At 41.1% G+C, this 23565-nt stretch carries 19 protein-coding genes and 2 pseudogenes; 9 read left to right on the plus strand and 12 right to left on the minus strand.

What is annotated here, in order from left to right; translation table 11 throughout:
- On the plus strand, positions 1–263 hold a 263-nt coding region (locus FTU58_RS03635; protein ID WP_180062054.1), incomplete at its 5' end, for a transposase.
- Between the two features lie 8 nt (positions 264–271).
- On the opposite strand, the pseudogene FTU58_RS03640 reads toward FTU58_RS03635, so the two are convergent.
- Together FTU58_RS03640 and FTU58_RS03645 are read right to left on the minus strand one after the other, a co-directional pair.
- Positions 272–661, minus strand: a pseudogene (locus tag FTU58_RS03640) (PhzF family phenazine biosynthesis protein); the annotation flags it as partial.
- Between the two features lie 104 nt (positions 662–765).
- Positions 766–1347 carry a M23 family metallopeptidase gene (locus FTU58_RS03645; RefSeq protein ID WP_004972999.1) on the minus strand — a complete coding sequence of 194 codons (582 nt, stop codon included), beginning with the start codon at positions 1345–1347 and terminating at the stop codon, positions 766–768.
- Positions 1348–1592: 245 nt separating this feature from the next.
- Between FTU58_RS03645 and FTU58_RS03650 the strand changes: the two genes are divergently transcribed.
- Positions 1593–2378: an rRNA large subunit pseudouridine synthase E gene (locus FTU58_RS03650; RefSeq protein WP_096901872.1), complete on the plus strand. Its 786-nt coding sequence runs from the start codon at positions 1593–1595 to the stop codon at positions 2376–2378.
- Positions 2379–2473: 95 nt separating this feature from the next.
- Here the strand turns inward: FTU58_RS03650 and FTU58_RS03655 are convergent, their stop codons facing one another.
- The gene (locus FTU58_RS03655) at positions 2474–4177 is read right to left on the minus strand and encodes a M61 family metallopeptidase (RefSeq protein WP_180062055.1); all 1704 of its coding nucleotides are present in this window, start codon (positions 4175–4177) and stop codon (positions 2474–2476) included.
- A 204-nt stretch (positions 4178–4381) separates the two neighbouring features.
- Here FTU58_RS03655 and FTU58_RS03660 point away from each other — a divergent pair, with 204 nt between their 5' ends.
- From FTU58_RS03660 to FTU58_RS03670, 3 genes are all read left to right on the plus strand, one after another.
- Positions 4382–5692, plus strand: coding sequence for a D-alanyl-D-alanine carboxypeptidase family protein (locus FTU58_RS03660; protein WP_180062056.1), 1311 nt, complete (start codon positions 4382–4384; stop codon positions 5690–5692).
- 283 nt (positions 5693–5975) lie between these two features.
- Positions 5976–6458 carry a peptidylprolyl isomerase gene (slyD, locus tag FTU58_RS03665; protein ID WP_180062057.1) on the plus strand — a complete coding sequence of 161 codons (483 nt, stop codon included), beginning with the start codon at positions 5976–5978 and terminating at the stop codon, positions 6456–6458.
- A gap of 253 nt (positions 6459–6711) precedes the next feature.
- Complete coding sequence (locus tag FTU58_RS03670; RefSeq protein WP_180062058.1) at positions 6712–8154, plus strand: deoxyribodipyrimidine photo-lyase; 1443 nt, start codon at positions 6712–6714, stop codon at positions 8152–8154.
- 81 nt (positions 8155–8235) lie between these two features.
- On the opposite strand, the gene yaaA is transcribed toward FTU58_RS03670, so the two are convergent.
- On the minus strand, positions 8236–9015 hold the full coding sequence (gene yaaA / locus FTU58_RS03675) for a peroxide stress protein YaaA (RefSeq protein ID WP_179990676.1): 780 nt from the start codon (positions 9013–9015) through the stop codon (positions 8236–8238).
- 450 nt (positions 9016–9465) lie between these two features.
- On the opposite strand from yaaA, the pseudogene FTU58_RS03680 reads away from it, so the two are divergent.
- A pseudogene (locus FTU58_RS03680) lies at positions 9466–10211 on the plus strand (IS5 family transposase).
- Positions 10212–10285: 74 nt separating this feature from the next.
- On the opposite strand, the gene FTU58_RS03685 reads toward FTU58_RS03680, so the two are convergent.
- The 5 genes from FTU58_RS03685 to FTU58_RS03705 all read right to left on the minus strand — a co-directional run bounded on the left by FTU58_RS03685 (position 10286) and on the right by FTU58_RS03705 (position 16805).
- On the minus strand, positions 10286–10651 hold the full coding sequence (locus FTU58_RS03685; RefSeq protein ID WP_004972981.1) for a hypothetical protein: 366 nt from the start codon (positions 10649–10651) through the stop codon (positions 10286–10288).
- A gap of 135 nt (positions 10652–10786) precedes the next feature.
- Entirely contained in the window at positions 10787–13033 is a 2247-nt protein-coding gene (locus tag FTU58_RS03690; protein WP_136144523.1) for a bifunctional prephenate dehydrogenase/3-phosphoshikimate 1-carboxyvinyltransferase, read from the minus strand.
- A 3-nt stretch (positions 13034–13036) separates the two neighbouring features.
- Positions 13037–14128: a histidinol-phosphate transaminase gene (hisC, locus tag FTU58_RS03695; protein WP_180062059.1), complete on the minus strand. Its 1092-nt coding sequence runs from the start codon at positions 14126–14128 to the stop codon at positions 13037–13039.
- 73 nt (positions 14129–14201) lie between these two features.
- On the minus strand, positions 14202–15311 hold the full coding sequence (pheA, locus tag FTU58_RS03700) for a prephenate dehydratase (RefSeq protein ID WP_004972976.1): 1110 nt from the start codon (positions 15309–15311) through the stop codon (positions 14202–14204).
- A 351-nt stretch (positions 15312–15662) separates the two neighbouring features.
- Positions 15663–16805, minus strand: coding sequence for an acyl-CoA dehydrogenase family protein (locus FTU58_RS03705; protein WP_096901859.1), 1143 nt, complete (start codon positions 16803–16805; stop codon positions 15663–15665).
- Positions 16806–17045: 240 nt separating this feature from the next.
- On the opposite strand from FTU58_RS03705, the gene FTU58_RS03710 reads away from it, so the two are divergent.
- Positions 17046–18056 carry a glycosyl transferase family protein gene (locus FTU58_RS03710; RefSeq protein WP_180062060.1) on the plus strand — a complete coding sequence of 337 codons (1011 nt, stop codon included), beginning with the start codon at positions 17046–17048 and terminating at the stop codon, positions 18054–18056.
- 84 nt (positions 18057–18140) lie between these two features.
- Here the strand turns inward: FTU58_RS03710 and FTU58_RS03715 are convergent, their stop codons facing one another.
- Both FTU58_RS03715 and FTU58_RS03720 read right to left on the minus strand, forming a co-directional pair.
- On the minus strand, positions 18141–18410 hold the full coding sequence (locus FTU58_RS03715; RefSeq protein ID WP_004972971.1) for a YeaC family protein: 270 nt from the start codon (positions 18408–18410) through the stop codon (positions 18141–18143).
- Positions 18410–19327 carry an NAD(+) kinase gene (locus FTU58_RS03720; protein WP_373886003.1) on the minus strand — a complete coding sequence of 306 codons (918 nt, stop codon included), beginning with the start codon at positions 19325–19327 and terminating at the stop codon, positions 18410–18412. The genes FTU58_RS03715 and FTU58_RS03720 overlap by 1 nt, the downstream gene beginning before the upstream one ends.
- A 179-nt stretch (positions 19328–19506) precedes the next feature.
- On the opposite strand from FTU58_RS03720, the gene mrcB reads away from it, so the two are divergent.
- Both mrcB and FTU58_RS03730 read left to right on the plus strand, forming a co-directional pair.
- On the plus strand, positions 19507–21900 hold the full coding sequence (gene mrcB, locus FTU58_RS03725) for a penicillin-binding protein 1B (RefSeq protein WP_180062062.1): 2394 nt from the start codon (positions 19507–19509) through the stop codon (positions 21898–21900).
- Between the two features lie 72 nt (positions 21901–21972).
- Positions 21973–22491: a hypothetical protein gene (locus FTU58_RS03730; RefSeq protein ID WP_096901888.1), complete on the plus strand. Its 519-nt coding sequence runs from the start codon at positions 21973–21975 to the stop codon at positions 22489–22491.
- A gap of 74 nt (positions 22492–22565) precedes the next feature.
- On the opposite strand, the gene FTU58_RS03735 is transcribed toward FTU58_RS03730, so the two are convergent.
- Positions 22566–23465 carry an NUDIX domain-containing protein gene (locus FTU58_RS03735; RefSeq protein ID WP_179993726.1) on the minus strand — a complete coding sequence of 300 codons (900 nt, stop codon included), beginning with the start codon at positions 23463–23465 and terminating at the stop codon, positions 22566–22568.
- Positions 23466–23565 lie beyond the last annotated feature (100 nt).

Genomic DNA, 23565 nt, shown 5'->3' on the forward strand with positions numbered 1-23565 from the left:
TTCCATTGGTTCTTATTGTTGATAATGCCTCGATTCATAGAAGTAAAAAGATGGCTGATTACAGAGAGCTACTTAAAAGTAACTTTTCGACGAATTTGTATTTTATTCCAGCTTATAGCCCTGAGTTGAATCGAATCGAGATGGTATGGAAGCAGATGAAATATTATTGGCGAGATTTTCAAGTCATGACAGCTGATAAAATAGAGCAATGGGTGGAGAGAGTATCAAACCAATTCGGAAAAGAATACATGTTTACTTTTTAATGACAGCTTAAAATATCGGGATAATCTTCAACTTTCTGGGCAGCGCGTATCGGGAAATTCATGCAAATTTTGCCATCTTGCTGTTGCTGAACTGTAAAAATCCCCAAATTTTTCACATGAAATTGAATTGTATTTGCCTCTGTATAATCCTTAAATAAAACAAAGCTGCTGGCAAGTGTGGCATGTCCGCAAAAATCGACTTCTGTTATGGGGGTAAACCAGCGGATTTCAAAGTTTTCTGCATCTATCATTTTGACAAAAGCGGTTTCGGACAGATTATTTTCCAATGCGATATTTTGCATTAAATCATCAGCTAACCATGTTTTACTCACAAGCACGGCGGCGGGATTGCCTTTAAACAATTCATGGCTGAAAGCATCAACTTGGTAAATTTTCATGATTAAATGGTTTGTCCTAAAAATAATGACGGCTACCTAATATGAATAGGCTTGAAACATAAATGCTAAAAATATGTCATATTTATAAAATATTAGAGCTGAGGTTAGCGTGAACTTGCTAGTAAATATGGATAAGGATTCACAGCCCCATGCCCGCGTAGATAAATGCCATAATGCAAATGTGGCGGCGTGTTTTGGGCATTGCCTGACGTGCCAACAAAACCAATAACTTCACCAGCTTCAACCCAGTCTCCCACATGAATATGTTCGGCATAATCATCAAGGTGTGCATAATAATGTTGGCTTAATGCAGGCCCAGTAATCCAAATGACTTTTCCACCTAAGCGGTCTAAACCAATTTTATGCACAACGCCATCTGTCGCCGCAATGACGGCTGTACCACGCACCGCAAAAATATCAGTCCCCTGATGCTTTCGCCCTTCACTGCGTGCTGCCCCCCAGGTATCTTGTATTTGAGCAAAATTTACACCTTTCACTGGAATTTGTAGTGGAGTCACTGGAATTTGTAGTGGAGTCACTGCGAATTCAGTTTGTTGCAATTTCCAGTATAAATACGGGGTTTGAATTCCTGCAGACTTGCCAGACACGGGTGGCTGACATGCACTAAGCAAAGCCAGCATTGAAAAGCTAAAGAAGAGTATAAAGCACCAATGACCTTGTTGCATAACATCCTAATTTATATTCATACACGTTTATCTTAATTTTATGCATTATAGATGCCTAGTCTGTTTCTGTAGTTTAATGCACACACACAAAAATAATTGTCTTTAAGCAATACTTTCCCCTATTCTTATCGCATAATAGACCCATCTTAAACACACTGTATTTGCGATTTAATTGGAAATCGCCCGTTTTTCCTTTTAAATACTCTCAATTTTCCCAATTTATTGAATTTAAAGAAGCATTTCTTATGAAAATCGTCATCTTAAATAAACCATATGACGTTCTCTCTCAATTCCGTGAAGATGAAAAACATCTCACCATGTCGGCTTTTGTTGATGATCCAGACTTACGTTTAGCTGGTCGTTTAGATATGGATTCGGAAGGCTTGGTGTTCTTGACTGATCATGGCGGCTTGAATCAGTTTATTACCAATCCAGCCAATAAAAAATACAAAACCTATTTGGTTCAAGTCGATGGTGATGTCACTGAAGATGCCTTGGCACAATTGCGTAAAGGCGTGGAACTGAAAGATGGCATGACTTTGCCTGCGCAAGCGTATAAAGTCGATGAGCCTGAATGGTTGTGGGAGCGTGATCCTCCTGTACGTTTCCGTGCTTCTGTACCTACTTCGTGGATTGAAATTTCAATTTGTGAAGGTCGCAACCGCCAAGTGCGTCGTATGACGGCTGCGGTTGGTTTTCCAACTTTGCGTTTAATCCGCACCAAAATTGGTTCGATTGACTTGGTACAATTGGGTTTACAACCCGGTGAAACTAAAGAAATCGAACCGTTGTTGTATCCTGATTTTAAAGATGTGCCTGCTGCTGAACCGTATCGCTCGCGTTCGTATGTGAAAAAACCTGGTGGTACGGGTGGCAAGCCAATCCATCAAAAGAAAAATAAAGATGGCACTACCAAGAAAAAATCAGGTACGCCACGTATTTGGCAAATGGAAGAAAGTGAGAAACCTCGTCGTAAGACCAATGGTACTACACGCCCTAATACCAAAAGCCGTGGACGTCGGGCACGTTAATGAGTTGGTGAGTCAAAACTCAACTTGTTCAAGATACAAAAATGGATGCCGAAGCATCCATTTTTTTATAGCTGAACTTTAAATTAAACTTTAACTCAACCTTTCAACCACTGCTCTACTTTTGCCTGATCTGTAACATTTAATACCACTTCTGGCAATTCAATCTGCGCAGCATATAGCTCAAAAGTCATCAACTCATCACGGCGGAACGCATGAACAGTATAAATTGCATCCTGTTTGGCATATCGCTCAAGGGATTTTACCGTAGCTTTTAAACCATCAATCGCAATAATCACATCATGCGCAGAAAGTCCTGCTTTTGCCGCAGCACCTTCACGATGGGCAGCTTGTACCAACACCCCTTCAGGTTTATCTGCCAATTTTAAACCAAACGGCAAAGACTTATCCTGTTTTAGCTGATAATCAACGCCAAATTCAGGCAATAACTGATCGAGCGGCAATTCATCAGTCGTGTTAATTAAATGATGGATTTGCTCCGACCAATCATCTCCTGTCAATTCTTTACATAATTCAAAGATAGTGCGCTCATGCACTTGAATGCCCTGTTGCGCATTAGCGTACAATTTCTGCATTAAGGCATCTAAGCTTGAACCACGTAAACGCAAGCCCAAATCTAAACATAAAGCCACCAAACAGCCTTTGTTATAGTAGCTGGTTCCTGCATTGTTCGAGTTTTCATCTTGACGATAGAACTTGACCCAAGCATCAAAACTAGATTCTGCTACCGTTTGAATCGCACGACCCGGATTTTGCAAATAACGATCAATTTGTGCTTTGAGCAACTCCAAATAAGCCGCCTGATCAATTACACCACTACGCAGCAATAACAAATCATCGTAATAAGACGTAAAGCCTTCAAAAATCCATAACAGCGATGTATAACCTTCCTGATTCAGATCATAATTCACAAAGCTTTCAGGACGAATGAATTTCACCAACCAACTATGAAAATACTCATGGCTGCACAGACCTAAAAAGCGCTGATAATCTTTAGAAGGTTGTTCAGGTTCGTTAGCTTTCGGCAAATCATCACGAGGTGTAATTAAACTGGTACTGTTTGGATGCTCTAAACCGCCATAGCTATTGCCTGTTGCCATGGTCATAAAGGTATAGTTTTCAAATGGCGCAGAACCAAACATGGTAATTTGTGTAGCACAAATTTTTTCAATATCTTGCTGCATACGCGCAGCGTTCATTGCATGTTTGCCCGAAACCACAAATTCGTGTGGAATATCTGCTGCGGTAAAACTAAAACGGGTTTGTTCTGCCAATTCAAACGGTGCATCAATCAGTTCGGCATAGTTTTTGGCTTTTAAGGTATAACGCCCTTTCACCAAACTTTTTGCTGCCAAACCTGTCGCAAGCTGAAAATGCTTCAGCTCGTCTGGTAAAAATAATTCAACTTCAATAGCTTTATCTTCTTGCCCATCTAAGCCCAAACAGGCACAGGCAGGATTGACGTATAAACGGGTTTGATCGACATAAGCGCCACGCACTGACAAATCATAAGCGTAGACATCATATTCCACCGTAATCAATTCATGATCGGTGTTAAATAAGCGCCATTTATTCTTTTCAAATTTCTGAATTTTGAGGATACGCCCCGCTTCATCATAAGCACGTACCGACTCAAGATGTTTGGAAAATTCACGAATTAAATAGCTGCCTGGAATCCAAGTGGGTAGAGATAAAACCTGAGTAGGATTAGCCAAAAAACGCACGGTGACATGAATAAGATGCTGACGATAATCGTCAAATTCGATTTGATAATGCAACATAATGGGCAATACAAAATGTATAAATAAGAACTTGGCAACAAGCTTAACATTTTTTTAGCAATTGATGCGTCAAGATGAGATTTGTCTGCATTTATGGGTAGCCATCTGAGCAAAAAAGGCATAGCATTCCCTAGTCAATTGTTATTGTTTTTGCTGCTTAAAACCATTGTGACACCAATGGATTGGTGTAAATAAGGAACTTCTTTGAAACGTGTTATCTATCTGATTGCGGCGCTCTGCTGGCTCTGCAGCGCAATCACGCATGCCGCATTATTGAATATTCAAGCTGAAAGTGTCGAAGCCGAAGCATGGGCAATTTTAGACCCACAATCTGGGCAAGTGATTGCAGAACACAATAGTCACGTACAACGTGCACCTGCTTCACTCACTAAAATGATGGTGGCTTATATTGTGCTGAAAGATATTCAGGCAGGTAAATTAGACCGACATGAAATTTTGACCGCAACACCTGTGGTAGAACAAGTGATGTGGGATGAATCACAAATGTATCTAAAAGCAGGTGAGCAGATTTCGGTAGATCAATTATTGGCAGGCTTAATTATTATGTCTGCTAACGATGCTGCACTCACTTTAGGTGAACGTGTTGCAGGTGGTGTGCCGCAGTTTATTGCCCGAATGAATCAGGAAGCGCAAGCTTTGGGTATGCAAGACACACATTTTCAGAATCCGTCTGGTGTGACTATGCCTAGTCATTATTCTTCTGCGGCAGATATGGCACGTTTAGCACAAGCGATAGTGACTGAAACACCCGATTATTTGGCTTATTCAAAACAAACTAGTTTTACCTACAATCAGCACTTTCACCGTGCGACCAATATATTATTAAAACAAGACCCAAGTGTAGATGGGTTAAAAACAGGCTTCACCAAAGCTGCAGGCTACAACCTTGCCTTAACTGCAAACCGCCCAACATTGGATAGTGCTGCACCTGAGCGTCGTTTAGTGGTGGTGGTGATGGGAACCAAGAGTGCGCAAAAACGTGCTGAAGTGGCACATCAATTATTAAATTTAGCTTATAGCTATACCCGTAATGAAGTCGCGATTAAACCCAAACAAATGATTGCAGAATTGCCTGTGGTGAAATCGACCTTACGCATGTTTAAGATTGAAAGCAGTCAGCCAAAGTTTGTGACGACATCATTGTATGAACAGCCATATGCAATTAACTTGGCGCAGTTTGATCAAAGTACTCAACGTCTACAACTTGTGAATGCACAGGGCGAATTAGAAACACTTGAACCTGCACAGCGTACACAAACGCATGTCAATATTGAATTGTCTGAAAAGTTACTGACTGCGCCATTGGCACAGGTTATGAAACTGGCAACCGTACACGTTTATCAAAATAATCAATTGATTAACAGCTTTGCAATTGAAGAACAGGTCAACATTGTTGAAGCCAATATTTTTGAAAGAATCATGATGTGGTTTGGCAGTTTGTTTAATTTCTTTAGCCATCAACCTGTAGAAGATGAGAAAACTTCACTCGGTTAGAAGCCGATGATCCTCAAGAATTAAATATCACCAAGATGGGCAATGTCCCATCTTTTTTATTGTCATCTACACATCATACAAAGGGCTTAAAATGAGCCTGCAATAAAATCTGCAAATTTATAGGTATGACGCACAAATTTGCATTGAAATTATAAAAATTGCCCCGATTAACTAAAAAATGTCATAAAAAACTCGGAAAAGTGAAGAATTTGCAGAAATGTCTATAACAAATTCCACGTTTCACTTTATGATGTACCCTTAAAAAATTGAATGGATCAATAACATGACTGCTATTGCAAATGACCTCGTGGTTTCTTTCCACTACACATTGACTAACGCAGAGGGTGAAACTCTCGACAAATCTCAAGGTGAACCACTTGCCTATTTGCATGGTGCAGGTAATATCATCCCTGGTTTAGAAAAAGCGTTAGAAGGTAAAACAGTAGGTGAAAAATTTACTGTAAACGTACCTGCAGCTGAAGGTTATGGCGAATACAACCCAGACTTAGTACAAGAAGTTCCTGCACAAATGTTCCTAGGTGTAGACAACATCCAAGCAGGCATGCAATTCCAAGCGCAAACTGATGATGGCGTTCAAATCGTAACTGTAAAAGCAGTTGAAGGTGACAACGTAATTGTTGATGCAAACTTCCCACTTGCTGGTCAAGATTTAACGTTTGAAGTAGAAATCGTTGAAATCCGTGAAGCTTCTCAAGAAGAATTAGATCACGGTCACGTACACGGTGCGGGTGGTCATCACCACTAAGATCAGTATTGATCGAAGCAAAAGGCAAAGTATTTTTACTTTGCTTTTTTGTTTGCCATTCTAAAATTTAGGATAAGCACATTACTGAAAGATCCTTTCAGGCAGGCTATTGCGGAAAGATCGTTACAGGAAAAATCAACACAGCACATTGTTGTTTTATTGGTCAAATAAATCCTTCACATTTAAGACAATGCGACTCAGCCATGCTTATAATGAAATCACTTTTCCAGCGCTCACCTCAAGCATTCTTCCCATGCAAAGCTATAATTTAGTTTGGTTCCGACAAGATTTAAGAATTTCAGATCACACCGCGCTTTGGCATGCTAGCCAAGTAGGAGCTTGTATTGGCGTAGTGATTCTTTCGCCTCAGCAATATCGTTTGCATCACGATGCGCCCATTAAAATTGACTTTTATTTACGTCAATTAAATGCACTAAAAGACGAACTCGCACAACTCAATATCCCACTGATTGTTCAAATTACACCATCTTGGACTGACATTGCACAAATGCTGCTCCAACTATGCCAAACATTAAAAGACTCACATCCGATTCAAAATATTTATGCCAATATTGAATTAGGAGTGAATGAACTAAAACGTGATCTTGAAGTTCAACAAACCTTAAACCAACACGGTCAGGACTTGATTTTGTACCATGACCGTACGCTTTTTCCTGTGGGTACGGTGCGCAATCAGAGCATGAAACCTTATCAGGTATTCAGTGCATTTAAAAAGTATGCCTATCAACAGTTGAGTGTCAGTATTCCGCGTTGCTTTCCTCTGCCACAAGCTCAAACGTCGATTCAACTTCCTGAACAATATCTCTCTACTGTACCAAGTTTAGAACACTTAGGTTTCGACCCACTTCCAACGGCACAACAAAATTTATGGGCAGTCACGGAACAACATGCACAGCAATTGTTGGATGATTTTACGCGTGAACAAATGCAAGATTATCAGCAACAGCGTGATTTTCCAGCGTTGTCTGGTACCAGCCAATTATCTGCGTATTTAAACTGTGGCATTCTCTCCATTCGGCAATGTCTGGCTGCGGTTTTTGCGCATTCACAAGGACATTTTCATCTCGAAAATGCAGGACAACAAACTTGGTTAGATGAATTACTTTGGCGTGAGTTTTATCAACATATTTTGTTTGATTATCCCAAAGTTTCAAAGCACCGCCCTTTTAAAGATCAGACCGCACAGGTGGCGTGGCGAAATGATCCTGCAGGTTTAGCAGCATGGCAACAAGGAAAAACAGGCATCCCCATTGTGGATGCAGGCATGCAACAACTTTTGCAAACGGGCTGGATGCATAATCGAGTCAGAATGATTTGCGCAATGTTTCTGTGCAAAAACCTGTTAATTGACTGGCGCTTGGGCGAACAGTGGTTTATGCAACATTTAATTGATGGTGATTTGGCTGCCAATAACGGTGGCTGGCAATGGTGTGCCTCGACTGGTACAGATGCAGTGCCCTATTTTAGGATTTTCAACCCTGTGAGCCAATCACAAAAGTTTGACCCCAATGGTGATTATATTCGCACATGGCTACCTAAACTGGCTCATTTAGATGCCAAAAATATTCATGAACCATATGCGAAAAATCCAAATCTAAAACTGGATTATCCTCATCCAATTGTAGATTTAAAACTTAGCCGATTACGTGCCATAGAAGCCTTTAAACAGCTTTAAGAGTACAAACAGGGATTGGTCAGTCTCGCCCCCATCTGCCATAGGTTAGCATGATGGGAGATTCAACGATTAAACCGACAGTTAGGCGGCTTGCTCGTCACGTTTAAAGACCAATTCGCCTTTTAAAGAACTGTCTGCATCGAAATAATAACCTTCACTATTGAATGCTTTTAAGTCTTCTGCGCGTTCTAATTTATTCTCGATGATAAAACGTGCCATCAAACCACGGGCTTTTTTGGCATAAAAACTGATGACTTTATATTTACCATTTTTCTGATCTAAAAATACAGGTTTAATAATTTCAGCCTGAATTTTTGCTTCCTGCACCGACTTATAATATTCATCGGAAGCTAGATTCACCAATAATGCCGACTGGTTATGTTTTAAATCTTGGTTAATTAAATTGGTGATGATATCGCCCCAGAAACGATACAAATTTTCACCGCGCGCATTATGCAACTTAGTGCCCATTTCCAAACGATACGGCATCATTAAATCCAATGGACGCAATAAGCCATATAAGCCAGAAAGCATGCGCAAGTGTTGTTGAGCAAACTCAATCTCTGCAGCAGATAAACTATAAGCATCTAAGCCTGTGTACACATCACCTTTAAAGGCAAACATGGCCTGACGTGCATTGGCAAGATCAAACTCTGCTTGCCAGTCACGAAAACGCTCGACATTCAAAGTGGCAATTTTTTCACTGACACTCATTAAACTGGCAATTTCTGTAGCAGAAAGTTTACGTGCTACATCAATTAACTCTTGTGAATGTTGAAGTAATCTAGGTTGAGTATATTCATCGCTTGGTAATGCAGTTTCATAATCTAAAGTCTTGGCTGGAGAAATTAAAGCGAGCATAAACCACCTAAATAAAAAATACTGCGCTCACTATAGCAGCAGCTTTCAACAAACTCCAATGCGTATTTTTGTTTAACCCTATCGGAAAAACACGTTGCGTTGTATTGCTAGAAGATGATCTCTTAGATCAATCCAACGTGGAGGCTGAGGTGCTTTTATTTCAGTGTCTGCTTTAAAAAAACATTGATTCACTCTGATCAGTTGAGCTTATTTTTTTTATAGTACTTGCAACATTTCTCTAGGCAATAAAAAACCCACTTAACTCTCCCAAATTAAGCGGGTTAAATAAAAATTATTTTGTTGTATTGTTCTTGCTGCTTAATATACGGTTGCGATGTGTCATTTAGATGACATTTCAATTAAAAAATGAATAGGATCTGTTGACATTTGCTGTATAAAAAAATAGCGAGATAGTAAAATTCAATCGCCAAACCAAATTCACTACTCGCTATACCTCGTACAATGTTGAATGATCAACACTGGTCTAAGTTAAAAGCTATTCTCGCAATTTTAATATTTATCTCAACTCAAATTTGAGAAATTTTTTTGAGGCAATCCTATATCGTATTAGAACAGGATGCCCTTCGAGAGATTTACCCGAGGTTTTTGGTAATCCAAACTCAATTTTTAAAAAGTACAATCGCTGGTCTAATAAAGATAAGATAATGAAAATATTTAAAATATTCTCAGAGAACGCTGATCGTGAATGGATATTTATTGATGCTACTCATGTTAGAGCACACCAACATTCAGCAGGAATCCCTAATCAGGATATTTCAAAAAGTGTTGGGGGTAATAGTTCTAAAATTCACTTAGCTGTTGACTCTCACGGTAACCCGATCGAATTTATTATTTCAGATGGAACCACCCATGATGTCAAAGTTGCCCCTATTTTAGTCGAACAATTAGATTTAACTGACACTGAAATAGTCTGTATGGATAAAGGCTATGATTCTGAAATATTAAGAGAACAGATTAAAAATTAAAGTGCTAAAGCGAATATACCGAAGAAATCAAACACGAAATCAAGTAATGATCATATGGACTGGTATTTATATAAAATCAGACACTTAGTTGAGAATGCTTTTTGCCGTTTGAAGCAATTCCGAGGAATTGCTACACGGTTTGATAAACTAAAGCGAAACTTTCGAAGCGCAGCTGCCTTAGCTTGTATTTATCTGTGGCTGCCTTTATGAAATGTCAACAGACCCTATTTTTAATTTAAAAATCAAGTATAAATTTTAAACATCCAACGTCTTTGCAGCTTGGTTTAACCTTTCCACTCAAATTCACTAAAAGATTGGTCTTCTTTCAGAGTATTTTCTACCGCTTGCGCCAATTGATTTAATAAACTTTGCTCGGTAATTCGTTCTAGCCAGTCTTGTTCCTCATTTGGGTATGAAGTAATTTCACAAACAAGATGCCCATCTTCACCACGGCTTTGACAATTTACTGCCAAAGGCAGCGCATGTTGATCTACACTTACAGCGACTTGTGCACCACTCTGCGGCAACGTTTGAAAGCCATAATGAGATAAGTTTTGTGAAAGTAAATTCGCCACATAATTCTGTGCCAGAGTGCAATCTTGTAACTCTTGTTTATTTTCACAATTCGCCATAAATTTTAATTTGCGCATGCTCGAACCCAAAGGCTTTTTTCTTGTATGGGTTTAGCATAAGCAATAAAACGCAAACAGCCAAGCAAAAGCTTGGCTGTTTCAGCATAAAGTCTAGGCTTTGCGACTCTTCATCGCAGCCCGTATCGTTTTGGCTTATTCTGTCACTTGAATATTCAGACCTGCCACACCTGCAAGCTCAGTAAAGGTAGGGAAACTTGTTGCTACTGTTTCTGTACCTACAATTTTAATTTCACCAGAAGTACGCAAGCCTGCCATAGAGAAACTCATGGCGATACGATGGTCATGATGTGATTCAATCTCGCCGCCTGTAAATATCGCTGACCAGTCGCCTGCTTTGCCTTTACCCTGAATGATGATGCCATCGTCAGTTGGTGTGCAGTCAATGCCCATGGTTTTTAAACCATCTGCCATCACTTGAATACGGTCTGATTCTTTTACGCGCAATTCTGCAGCACCTGTCAGTACAGTTTGACCTTCAGCACAAGCTGCAGCAATGAACAATGCAGGAAATTCATCAATCGCCAATGGCACTTGATCTTCAGGAACATGAATCCCTTTTAAAGTACGTGAACCACGAATACGAATATCTGCAATTGGTTCACCGCCTGCAATACGTTCATTTTCCACGCTCAGGTCTGCACCCATTTGTTTCAGAATTTCAATCACACCTGTACGGGTTGGGTTAATGCCCACCGCTTCTAAGGTTACATCTGAATTTTCTGTAATGGCTGCACCCACCATGAAGAATGCCGCAGATGAAATATCAGAAGGTACTTGAATATCTGTACCCACCAATTTACCGCCGCCTTGCAATGAAATACGGTTACCTTCAGTTTTCACTTCATAACCAAATGCACGTAACATACGTTCGGTATGGTCACGCGTTGGTTCAGGCTCAGTCACTGAAGTTTCACCTTCTGCCCAAAGCCCTGCCAATAAAATACCTGATTTCACCTGTGCAGATGCCATTGGCAAATCATAGTGAATACCTTTCAGCGCTTGCGCACCTGTAATCGATACTGGCGGTGTGCCACGTTCACCCGTCGTTTGAATTTGTGCACCCATTTCACGCAATGGTTTAGCAATACGTTCCATTGGACGCTTGGTCAATGACGCATCACCTGTCATAACAGAATCAAACTGCTGTGCAGATAACATGCCTGCCAACAAACGCATAGATGTGCCTGAGTTGCCCATATAAATTGCGCTTGCAGGTGCTTTTAAACCTTGCATGCCTACGCCATGAATGGTGACTTCACCATTTTTAGGGCCTTCAATGCTCACACCCATATCACGAAATGCTTGCAAAGTCGCCAATGCATCTTCACCTTCAAGGAAACCTGTCACATGCGTAGTGCCTTCGGCAATTGCACCAAACATAATGGAACGATGTGACACAGATTTGTCACCCGGTACGGTAAATTTACCTTGGAAAGTCTTAGCACCCGGCAAAATCGTAAATTGTTGTGTCACGTTATTGTTCTCCATAAAAGGTTTCTTGGCGAGCATATGATTAAAATGCTGTCGTGCCGCTTGTGCATGTCCAAGCAAGCCCATTAAAGCATGCGAGTCTTCTTGTTCAATCAGTTGGCGAATAATCGCGAGTTGACTTTCAAAGCCATCCACCGCTTTTAACAATGCAGTTTTATTGGCCAAGAAAATGTCATGCCACATTTGTGGATCGCTGGCAGCAATACGTGAGAAGTCACGAAAGCCACCTGCAGCATAGCGGAAAATGTCTAAATTATCTTCCCGATTTGCCAATTGTTCGACCAAATTAAAGGCCATTAAATGTGGAAGATGACTGGTATACGCCAATACCTCATCATGTTTTTCCACATCCATGCAAATTACTTCGGCTTTGGCGCTTTCCCACATTTGAATCAGTTTATTGACTGCCCACGGCGCACTGCTTGGCAATGGTGTCAAAATGACTTTGTGATTGGCAAATAAATCAACCTTGCCTGCATGCACGCCTGTATGCTCTGCCCCAGCAATTGGATGCCCGGGTACAAAACCTGCAGGTAAATGTTCTCCAAAAACCGCTTTGGCTGCAGCCACGACACTGCCTTTGGTGCTGCCTACATCGGTCAGAATTACATTATCTGCCAAATGTGGCTGAATTAATCGCAAGACTTTTTCTGTAGCTTGCACAGGTAGCGCCAACACCACTAAATCTGCGCCTTGTACCGCATCTACAGGATTGTTAAAGCCTTGTTCAATTAATCCTAATTCCAAAGCATCTTGCAGCGTTTTTTCAGAACGGGTCGATGCCACAATATGCCGACTTAAGTTTTCTGCCAGCATTACACGTGCCAAACTCGAGCCTATTAGCCCGAGTCCGATAAATGCAACTTTTTCAAACAATGGTTGCGCCATGTTTTATGCCTTCGCTTCCTTGCCCAATACTTTGGCTAATGCACGCAGGAACTTGGCATTTTCTGCTTCTGTGCCAATTGAAACACGTAAATGGGTCGTAATACCCACAGGACGTACAATTACACCTTCTTTCAATAAGGCATTAAAAGTTTGACCCGGATCGGCTTCTACATCTACCAAAATAAAGTTAGCACGTGAAGGCACATAATTCAGACCCAATGCTTTAAAGCCTGCTTCCAATTGCGCCATGCCTGCTTTGTTGGCAATACGTGATTTTTCGATAAAATCTTCGTCTTTTAATGCCGCAACCGCAGCCACCATTGCCAAGTGATTGACGTTAAATGGTTGACGAATACGGTTTAAATAATCGGTCACTTCTGCAGAAGCTAAAGCAAAACCAACGCGCAGCGCCGCCAAACCATAGCACTTAGATAAAGTACGGCTCACGATTAAGTTTGGATATTGCTCAAGGAATTTAAGGCTGTTGAGGTTTTCTGGGAAATATTCCACATAGGCTTCATCTAATACCACAATCACCCGTGCAGGAACTTTTTGCATAAAGGCTTCAAATTCAGCCTCTTCAAACCATGTGCCTGTTGGGTTATTTGGGTTGGCAATAAAGATTAACTTGGTGTTGTCTTGAATTGCTGCCGCCATAGCATCCAAGTCATGTGAAAAACCTTTGGCAGGCACTTCAATCGCTTGAGCATTAATCGCTTGCGTCACCAAAGCATATACTGCAAAGGCGTGTTGGCTATACAACACTGAATCTTGATCTGAAACGAATGCGCGAGCAAACATTTCTAGCAAATCGTTTGAACCATTGCCCAAAGTAATACGGTCATGCGCAAAGCCAAATTGTTTTTGAATTTGGTCTTTTAAAATAAAACCACCACCATCTGGATAGCGACCAATTTCAGCAATTTCTGCTGCAACGGCTTCTTTGACTTTGTCTGAACAGCCCAATGGGTTTTCATTTGAAGCAAGTTTGACGATATCTGTAATCCCCAACTCACGCTCAAGTTCACTGATTGGTTTACCTGGTTGATAAGGCTTTAACTTCGAGATGCCTTCATTGGCTGGGACAAACGACATTTTACACTTCCAGTTGACTAGGTGGTGAATGTGGCGCGCATGACAAACATGCACACCACTGAATTAAATACGATTACAACACGGCAGCAGGATAAGAACCCAAGACACGAATTTCTTTCACCAATGGACGGATTTCTTCAATCGCTGCACGGACATTGTCTTGCTCGACATGCCCTTCTAGGTCAATGAAGAATACATAGGCCCATTTTTCAGGCAAGGCAGGACGTGTTTCAATACTGGTCAAGCTAATATTATGCTTCGCAAATGGCGCAAGAATCTCAAGCAACGCCCCTGCGCGGTCATGTGCAGACACCAACAATGAAGTTTTGTCATTGCCACTAGGTGGAACTTTCTCACGACCAATCACCAAGAAACGTGTGGTATTTTCTGGGTTATCTTCGATATTGCTATGTAAAATTTCAAGTTCGTAAATATTGGCCGCAATTTCAGAAGCAATTGCAGCAGAATGCCATTCATTACGAATACGGCGTGCTGCTTCTGCATTGGAGCTGAGTGCCACACGTTCTACACCCGGATAATGCACATCTAACCATTTACGGCATTGTGCCAAAGTTTGCTGATGCGCATAAATTTGTTTAATGCTGTCTTTACGAGTGTTTTCTGACACAAGGAATTGGTGATGAATACGCAATTCTACTTCACCAATCACATTTAATGGCGATGATTTAAAGCAATCTAAAGTATGGTTCACCACACCTTCAGATGAGTTTTCGACAGGTACTAAACCATAGTGTGCACTGCCTGCTTCCACTTCACGGAAAACTTCATCAATAGTAGGCAAAGGACGCACAATCGCATCTTGACCAAAATGTTTAAGTACTGCGGAATGCGTATAAGTACCAATTGGCCCTAAAAACGCAATACTTTGTGGCGCTTCAAGTGCCAAACATGCCGACATAATTTCACGGAATAAACGTGCCATGGTCACATCAGACAACGGCCCTTCGTTGCGTTCCATAACATTACGTAAAACTTGCGCTTCACGTTCAGGACGGTAAAACAACGGGCTCTCTTCTGCTGCAAATTTTGCTTTCGCCACCGCTTCAGCAAGTCGTGCTCGACGGTTAATCAGCTGCTGAATCTGTTGATCTACAGAGTCAATATCTTCACGGATTTTAGCGAGATCAAGAGAAGTCGTTGTGTTCTGATCGTCTTGGATCATTGTTATGTCGCCCTTCATAAACATTTTGCAAATAGTATAACAATAGTTAGCTTTCAAATGTTGCGCAATACAACTTTCAGTGTTTCAGATTTAAAAACATACAGTTGATCAAAGCATCACCAATCTATACATTTAAGCCGCAACTTTGCACAACGTACCGCTTAAAACTGGGCAACTATGCTTTTCTTTTTTGCATCTCTAATTCTAAGCGGTGTAATTTTATTTTTAAGTGTAATTATCAATCAGCTCATTGCTTTTAAGTCTGATCAAATTCATAAAAAAAGAGCCAGCACTGGGCTGACTCTGGAGATGATCCTTGATCTTTATTCAATTGGACTTTTAGGCATTGTTTTAACGCCCCAATAAACCACGCGCGACAATTTCTTTCATAATTTCATTGGTTCCACCGTAAATTCGCTGGATTCGCGCATCGACAAAGAAACGAGAAATCGGGTATTCCGTCATATAGCCATAACCGCCAAACAGTTGCAGCAATTGATCGGCAATTTTCATTTGCATATCTGTCGCAAAGCTTTTTAAAGCGGCTGCAGTTTCGACGTCCAGTTTGCCCTGCATATACAATTCGACGTTTTGATTATAAAAAGCAGCGGTTGCCAATTCATCAATTTTAGCCTGTGCCAAAACAAAACGGGTATTCTGGAACTGACCAATGGCTTGTCCAAACGCCTGACGCTCTTGCACATATTGTGTGGTCACATCAATTGAACCTCGAATAGCACCCAATGCAGTAGCTGCAATCGCAGTACGTTCACGTGGCAATTCTTGCATTAAATAGGCAAAACCATGCCCTGCCTGTCCTAACAATTGATTTTTCGGCACTTTGACATTGTCAAAGAATAGCTCTGACGTGTCTTGTGAATGCAAACCAATTTTTTCCAAATTGGTGCCTTTTTTAAAGCCTTCTAAATGAGTATCGACCAACATGAGCGACACGCCTTTGGCACGTGCTTGCGGATCTGTTTTTACTGCCAAAACCACTAAGTCTGCATGCTGACCGTTAGAAATAAAGGTTTTAGAACCATTCAGTACATAATGATCATCTTGCAAAATGGCGTTGGTACGCATGGCTTGTAAGTCTGAACCCGCACCTGGCTCGGTCATGCCAATTGCACCAACCACTTCACCCGACACCATTTTAGGCAGCCAGTATTGTTTTTGTTCTTCTGTACCAATATGCAAAATGTACGGCGCAGCGATTTCAGAGTGACAGGAAATACCTGTAGAAAGTGCGCTATAACCTGCACGTGCCGATTCTTCGACCAACATTAGGGAATAATGCGTTGGAACACCATAGCCGCCATATTCTTCAGGCACATCAATACATAAAAAACCATTTTCACCTAACAGATTCCACACGCTGCGCGGCATGATGCCCTCACGTTCCCACGCAGCATAATGCGGTGCAATATGCTCCTGCATAAAACGTCGAAAGTTATCTCTAAATAATTCTAAATCAGCATCATAAGCCAGCATATCCAATCCTTTATTTTTCAATTGTTGTTTTCAATAGTATCCATGCTATGCATTTTTATACAGGCTGTCATGTGTTATCCCTACAGATTGTCTTACTTTACAGTCAAACTTTAGTCGTCATTTCAGATATGCAATGAAACTTGTGGCAGCTCGTACAAGCTGAAGCTGTGAATAGTGCTGCAAACTGTTACCGAAGTTTATACACTAGTATACTAACTAAAGATGTGTGTGAACTCGCTTATGCCAAATACAAACCCCAATAAAAGAAATATTTATAAAGATGTAGAACATCCATTTGCACAATTTATTCGAATTATTGGCAAAGGCAAAACAGGCGCACGTTCACTGACCTATGATGAAGCCTATCAAGCTTTTTCTATGATTTTGCGCAATGAAGTCTTGGACGTTCAATTAGGCGCTTTTTTAATGCTGCTGCGTGTGAAGGAAGAATCTGTAGAGGAGTTGGCAGGTTTTGTGCAAGCCACCCGTGATCAACTGCAATTTAAACCGCTTCAGGTCGATTTAGACTGGTCATCTTATGCAGGTAAACGCAGACATTATCCGTGGTTTTTATTGGCAGCGCTGACTTTAGCAAAACATAACTATAAAGTGGTGATGCATGGTGCTTCTGGGCATACCATCAACCGTTTATATACCGAACAAGCACTGCAATATTTAGATTATCCAATTTGCCAAAATGACCTAGACGTTGAACAGCAATTGGCACAGCGTAATTTTGCTTACTTACCATTGGATGTTATTTCACCGATTTTGAGTGAGTTGATTAATTTACGCAATGTGATGGGTTTACGTTCACCCATTCATACCCTTGCCCGTTTAATCAACCCTTTTAATGCCAAAGCCACCATGCAGGCGATTTTTCACCCTGCCTATCGCAGTTCACATCAACAAGCCGCATTTCAGCTGGGTTATCAAAACAGTGCAGTGATTAAAGGCGAAGGTGGCGAGTTTGAGCGTAACCCCGATGCCAAAACTTTAATTTGTGGCATCAAAAATGGCGCTTTATATGAACACGAACTGCCTAAACTGACCGATAACCGTAGCCCTGTAGAAGAAGAATTGGATTTGGCAGTATTTAAAGCCGTCTGGCTAGGTCAGCAAACTCATGAGTATGGTGAAGTCGCCATTACTGAAACCATGGGTATTGCTTTATATACCATGGGTGTTTGTGATGATTATGCGGCAGCAATGCAAAATGCACAGCAGCTTTGGCAAAATCGTCACAACTAAAACGTCATTGAAGATACAAAAAAAGACACCCATCTCAGGTGTCTTTTTCATCTTTCAATTTTCATGAAAGCAGTTTTGCATCATTTAAACAAAACGAATTGGTTTAAATTCTTCATGCTTGTGATGATCGTCATCACACTGCTCGCCTTCTTCTTTAGTGCCACGGTCAATATAGCCACTACGCTCAGTTTCAGGCAGGTTTTTCATTTCCCACGCATACACTGCTTGCATACAAATTTGACGTTGCTCTTGGGTCAGCGCAACACCATTAGGCCACTTGCCAATTTCAATTGCCGTTTTTAAACGTCCAACAATTTCAGGATCGAGTACGGCAAGCATTTGTTCAATATTCATCATTCATCCTGCTGTTGCATTGATTCAAAATCTTGATTCCACCCTAACTTAGTACGACAAGCCATATAGAAGTCATAACCTGGTGGATGTAATAAATTTAATTTATAAGGATGTTTGCGTATATGCAAACTATCTCCGACATTTAATGAAACACTATGTTGACCATCGGCACTGACCATTGGCAATACACGGTTTTCACGAATATTGATTTTAATTTCGCTGTGTCCACCCACCACAATTGGGCGTGAAGACAAGGTATGAGGATGCATAGGCACCAATGCAATTGCATCCATGCTCGGATGTACAATTGGGCCACCACCCGACAAAGCATAAGCCGTTGAACCTGTTGGGGTCGAAACGATTAAACCATCACTGTGCTGACGATAGACATATTGCCCATCAATATTCAGTTCAAAGTCAATCATGTGAACCGACTTACCCGAATGTAGCACCACATCATTTAAGGCAATGGCTTCATAAATGATTTCACCTTTAGAGCGCACTTCCATTTCCAATAAAAAACGACGGTCTGACTGAAAATATCCTTGCAAAACCTGATCGAGTTTAAAGATTACTTCTGTCGGTTTAATATCGGTTAAAAAGCCTAAACGCCCACGGTTCACACCAATTACAGGGGTATTGTATTTAACCAAAGCGCGCGCTGCGTGCAGCAATGAACCATCCCCCCCCACCACAATCACCAAATCGACCACTTCGCCTAATAAAGCACGGCTGACTGTTTGGGTGTTGTTATAAGGTACAAGTTGAGCAGTGTCAGAATCAAAAACGGGATGCAAACCCAATCCTAAAATATGGTCGTGAATCAGACATAATGTTTCTACGACAGAATATTTGTCTGGACGGCCAATCAGTCCAATGTTCCGAAAGTTCTTATGTGAAATTTGCACCTGCGATATCGCTCCGCTACGATTCGACGCCTATCATAGCACTAACCTAGTTGATTTAAAAAAACTTTAAAACTACATTTCTGCTCAATTTTATGACGATATTTTCCCTTCAGTCACAGATTAATTATTGCAAATTCAGTAAAAGCTTCGCATGATTAGCAAAATTTATCAGGATCTTATCGCGATTTATGAAGTCTGAGCGTGGCATAGGCATAATTGCATTACTATTTTGCATCATCGTTATTGGTGGATTTATTGCATTTAGTATCTACTTGATTCGTCTGGATAATATTGTCAGAGACAAATTTGAAGGACAGCGTTGGGATATTCCAGCCAAGGTTTTTGCACGCCCGTTAGAAGTGTATAGCAATGCACCTGTCAGCCAGACCGACTTTACTCAAGAACTGAAACTGCTTGGCTATAAAAATACAGATAATTATGCTAAATCAGGCAGTTATGTCAGCGATGGTAATACTTTATTTGTGCATACCCGTGGTTTTGACTTTGGAGACAGTGTCGAACCTGAACAGGTTTTAAAAGTCAGTTTTGCCAACAATCAAATTAGTGAAGTGAGCGCCACCAAACCATCTAATACAGGTATTGCACGTTTAGAACCGATGTTGATTGGCGGAATTTATCCACAGCACAATGAAGATCGTGTGCTGATTAAACTGAATAAAGTACCTAAACCGCTGATTGAAGCCCTTATTGCCACTGAAGATCGTAATTTCTATCAACATCACGGCGTTTCAATTCGTGGTACTGCACGTGCTATTGTCAGCAACGTCACTGGTGGCAAACGTCAGGGTGGTTCTACCCTTACGCAGCAATTGGTGAAAAACTTTTATTTAAGCCCAGAACGCACCTTAAAACGTAAGGCCAATGAAGCACTCATGGCCATGCTGATTGAACTACATTACAGCAAAGATGAAATCTTAGAAGCCTATTTAAATGAGGTGAATTTAGGTCAAAACGGTAACTATTCTATTAATGGTTATGGTCTAGCTTCACAGTTTTATTTTGGTATGCCGTTGCGTGAGCTAAACATTTCACAACAAGCCTTTTTGGTCGGTTTGGTACAAGGTCCATCATTATATAATCCTTGGCGCAACCCTGAAGCTGCCAAAAAACGTCGTGACATTGTACTAAACAATATGTTGGTGATGGGTTATTTAAACCAAGAACAATATGAAAAAGAAACTGCGCGTCCCTTAAATGTCATTACAAAACCGACCATTGGCCCTGCCCGTTTCCCTGACTTTTTAGATATTGTCCGCCGTCAATTACGTACTGAATATCAAGAAGGAGATTTGACCAATCAGGGTTTGCGTATCTTCACGACGCTTGATCCGATTGCACAAACCAACGTACAAAATGCTTTTAAAGCATCGGTTGAGCGTTTAAGCAAAGCCAATCCAAAGCGTTTAAAAGAATTACAAGGCGCGGTGCTAATTTCTCATCCTGAAAATGGCGAGTTAGTGGCAGCGGTAGGTTCTACGCAAGATTTTACGGGTTTTAACCGTGCCTTGGATGCCAAACGTCAAGTTGGCTCACTGCTCAAACCAATTATTTATTTAAGTGCGATTGAGTCTGGTCGATATAACTGGGCAAGTCCTGTAGAAGACAGCCAAATCAGCATCCCAATTGATGGTAAATCTTGGACACCACGTAATTATAGCGGCAGCGATCATGGGATTGTGTCTATGTCACAAGCCCTATCTCAGTCTTATAACCTATCTGCAGTTCGTTTGGGACAGGAGTTTGGATTATCTACCTTCCGTAATCACCTCATTAAATTTGGTGTACCAAGTGATGCGGTTCCGCAATATCCATCTATTTTCTTGGGTGCAGTAGATTTATCGCCTATGCAGGTGATGGATATTTATGGCAACTTTGCCACTGGTGGTTTTAAATATCCGACCAAAGCGATTCGCACCGTAGTCGATGCCAATGGACGTTTACTGGATCGTTATGGTTTAACCGTACAACAAACTATTGATCCTTCTGCCGCCTATATTTTGAATTATGGCTTACAGCAAGTGATGAGTTCTGGTACAGGTCGTTCAGCTTACAATAGCTTATCGACAGATTTAAAATTGGCAGGTAAATCAGGTACAACCAATGATACTCGTGATTCATGGTTTGCGGGCTATTCAGGCAATTATTTAGCCGTTGTATGGCTTGGTTTGGATGATAACAAAGTCACAGGCTTAACAGGCTCGTCTGGTGCTTTGCCTGTCTGGAGTAATGTGATGCAGCAATTGCGTCAAAAACCTGTCAACTTACGTCAGACTGAACAAATTCAATGGCATTGGATTGACCGCAGTTCTGGGCATTTATCTGCACAAGGCTGTGAAGGTGCGATGTATATTCCAGTGAATCGTAATAATGTACCACGTCAGGCAACCGCATGTGGTTTTTCACACTATCAAGTTGAACCCGCTTACCAACCCGATACTGAAACTCAACAAGCAGCTCCTGAAACCAGTGACAGTATCGAAAATTATATCCGTGAAACTGAACCTGTATCAGATGACAATACCGATGGTCGTGTCATCTCAAGCGGCAGTTATATCAATTAAACTTGAGGATATCGATTGGTTACGCTTATGAAATTATCACGTTTAAGACAGGTTTTTTTCACCACATTCGCTATGGGTGCGATGGCAACGATTGTAGCTTGCCAGAGTTTACCTGAACCGCCTGCTCCTCAGCCTGTGCCTGAAAAACCTAAAACTGTGACGACACCAGAAGGTGTGGTGATTCGTCCTTATGAACGTGAAGAAATTAAGCGTCAATCGTTGCAAGTGGTGGTGCCACAACAAACCGTGCAACAAAAATTAGAGGATGGTCGTAGTTTGCCTGCTTTTCAAAAGTTGATGCAGCAAACCCAGACCGCTTATAAACAAGGTCAATTCAATCAGGCCGAAACAGCAGCTTTGCAAGCGCAGCGACTTGCCCCGCAAGCGGCTGAAACCTATTTATATTTGGCTTTAATTGCCAACCAAAAAAAGCAACCTGCCAATGCAGAAGCCTTGGCACGTCGTGGTTTAAGCTATGCACAAAGCGATGCCATGAAACGTCAATTGTGGTTAGTCATTCAAAAAGCAGCACAGCAACAAAATAATGCCAAAAGCCTTGCGCAAGCCCAACAAGCTTTGAAGGATTTGTAAGGACGATGATTTAATAAACTAAAAATCGCTGAGTGTAATTACATCAGCGATTTTTTATTTGTCAAACCAGAAATTCAAATAAAACGTACGCCTGCAATGCCATAGGCATGATGCTGCTCTGCCGTAGCAAAATCATCCTGAGTTAAGCCACCCAAAGCAAAAACAGGAATATCGACAAATTCAGCGATCTGCTGGAATTTTTCCCATCCTAAAGGTGTGGCATCATGATGCGTGGTGGTTACTAAAACAGGACTGAGTAAAATTGCTTCACAACCAATTTGCTGTGCATGTTGTGCCGAAACAATATCATGACACGCTGCAATATAACGCTGCCCAACTTTTAAATCGCCCTTTTGTAATTGCATCAGTTGCGATTGTTTTAAATGAATTGCTGCAATGGCGTGTTGCTGAATCGTATTTAATTGCTTCCACAATTCCAAATTGACAATCACTTGCCCCAGTTGCTCAATGCAATATTCTGACAATTCGACCTTGCATGCAGCATTGGGTTCAACCCGCCAATACAGCAGTTTTTGCTTAGGCAAATTTGCTAAATGTTTTAAATCTTCACTGACTTTAATTGCCTGTTGCCACACTAGTCGTTGCACAATTGCACGATTGGCTTGTGGAAAATTCAGCTCTAAAAGTTGCGGACGGCTAAACCATGTCCAAGGCACTTGAATATCTTTTAATAAAGCTGCGGGTACAGCAGCCTGAAAAATATGCAGATTGACAATCACATCATCATATTCATGGCAAATAATATCAAAAGCATGCCAATGCTGTATGCCAACACCAACTTCTTCAAACACTTCACGGCGGCAAGCATCTACAGGAGTTTCGCCTGCTTCCACTTTCCCACCTGGAAATTCGTGTTTATTGCCCTGATGTTGTTTGGCTTCGCGCCAACCCACCAACACTTTGTTTTGATGAAATAACAGCGCAATTGCCACATGAATATTTGGCTTGGACATGAACCCGATTCCTTTTTTGCAATGTACGTTTTACTGCAAATTGTAGACTTTTATAAAATTAAAAATAATCCGTTGACAGGCTTATATGATAATGATTATC

Origin of the sequence: Acinetobacter sp. YH12120, from assembly GCF_013418795.1 — a bacterium.
Classification (GTDB): Bacteria; Pseudomonadota; Gammaproteobacteria; order Pseudomonadales; family Moraxellaceae; genus Acinetobacter; species Acinetobacter towneri.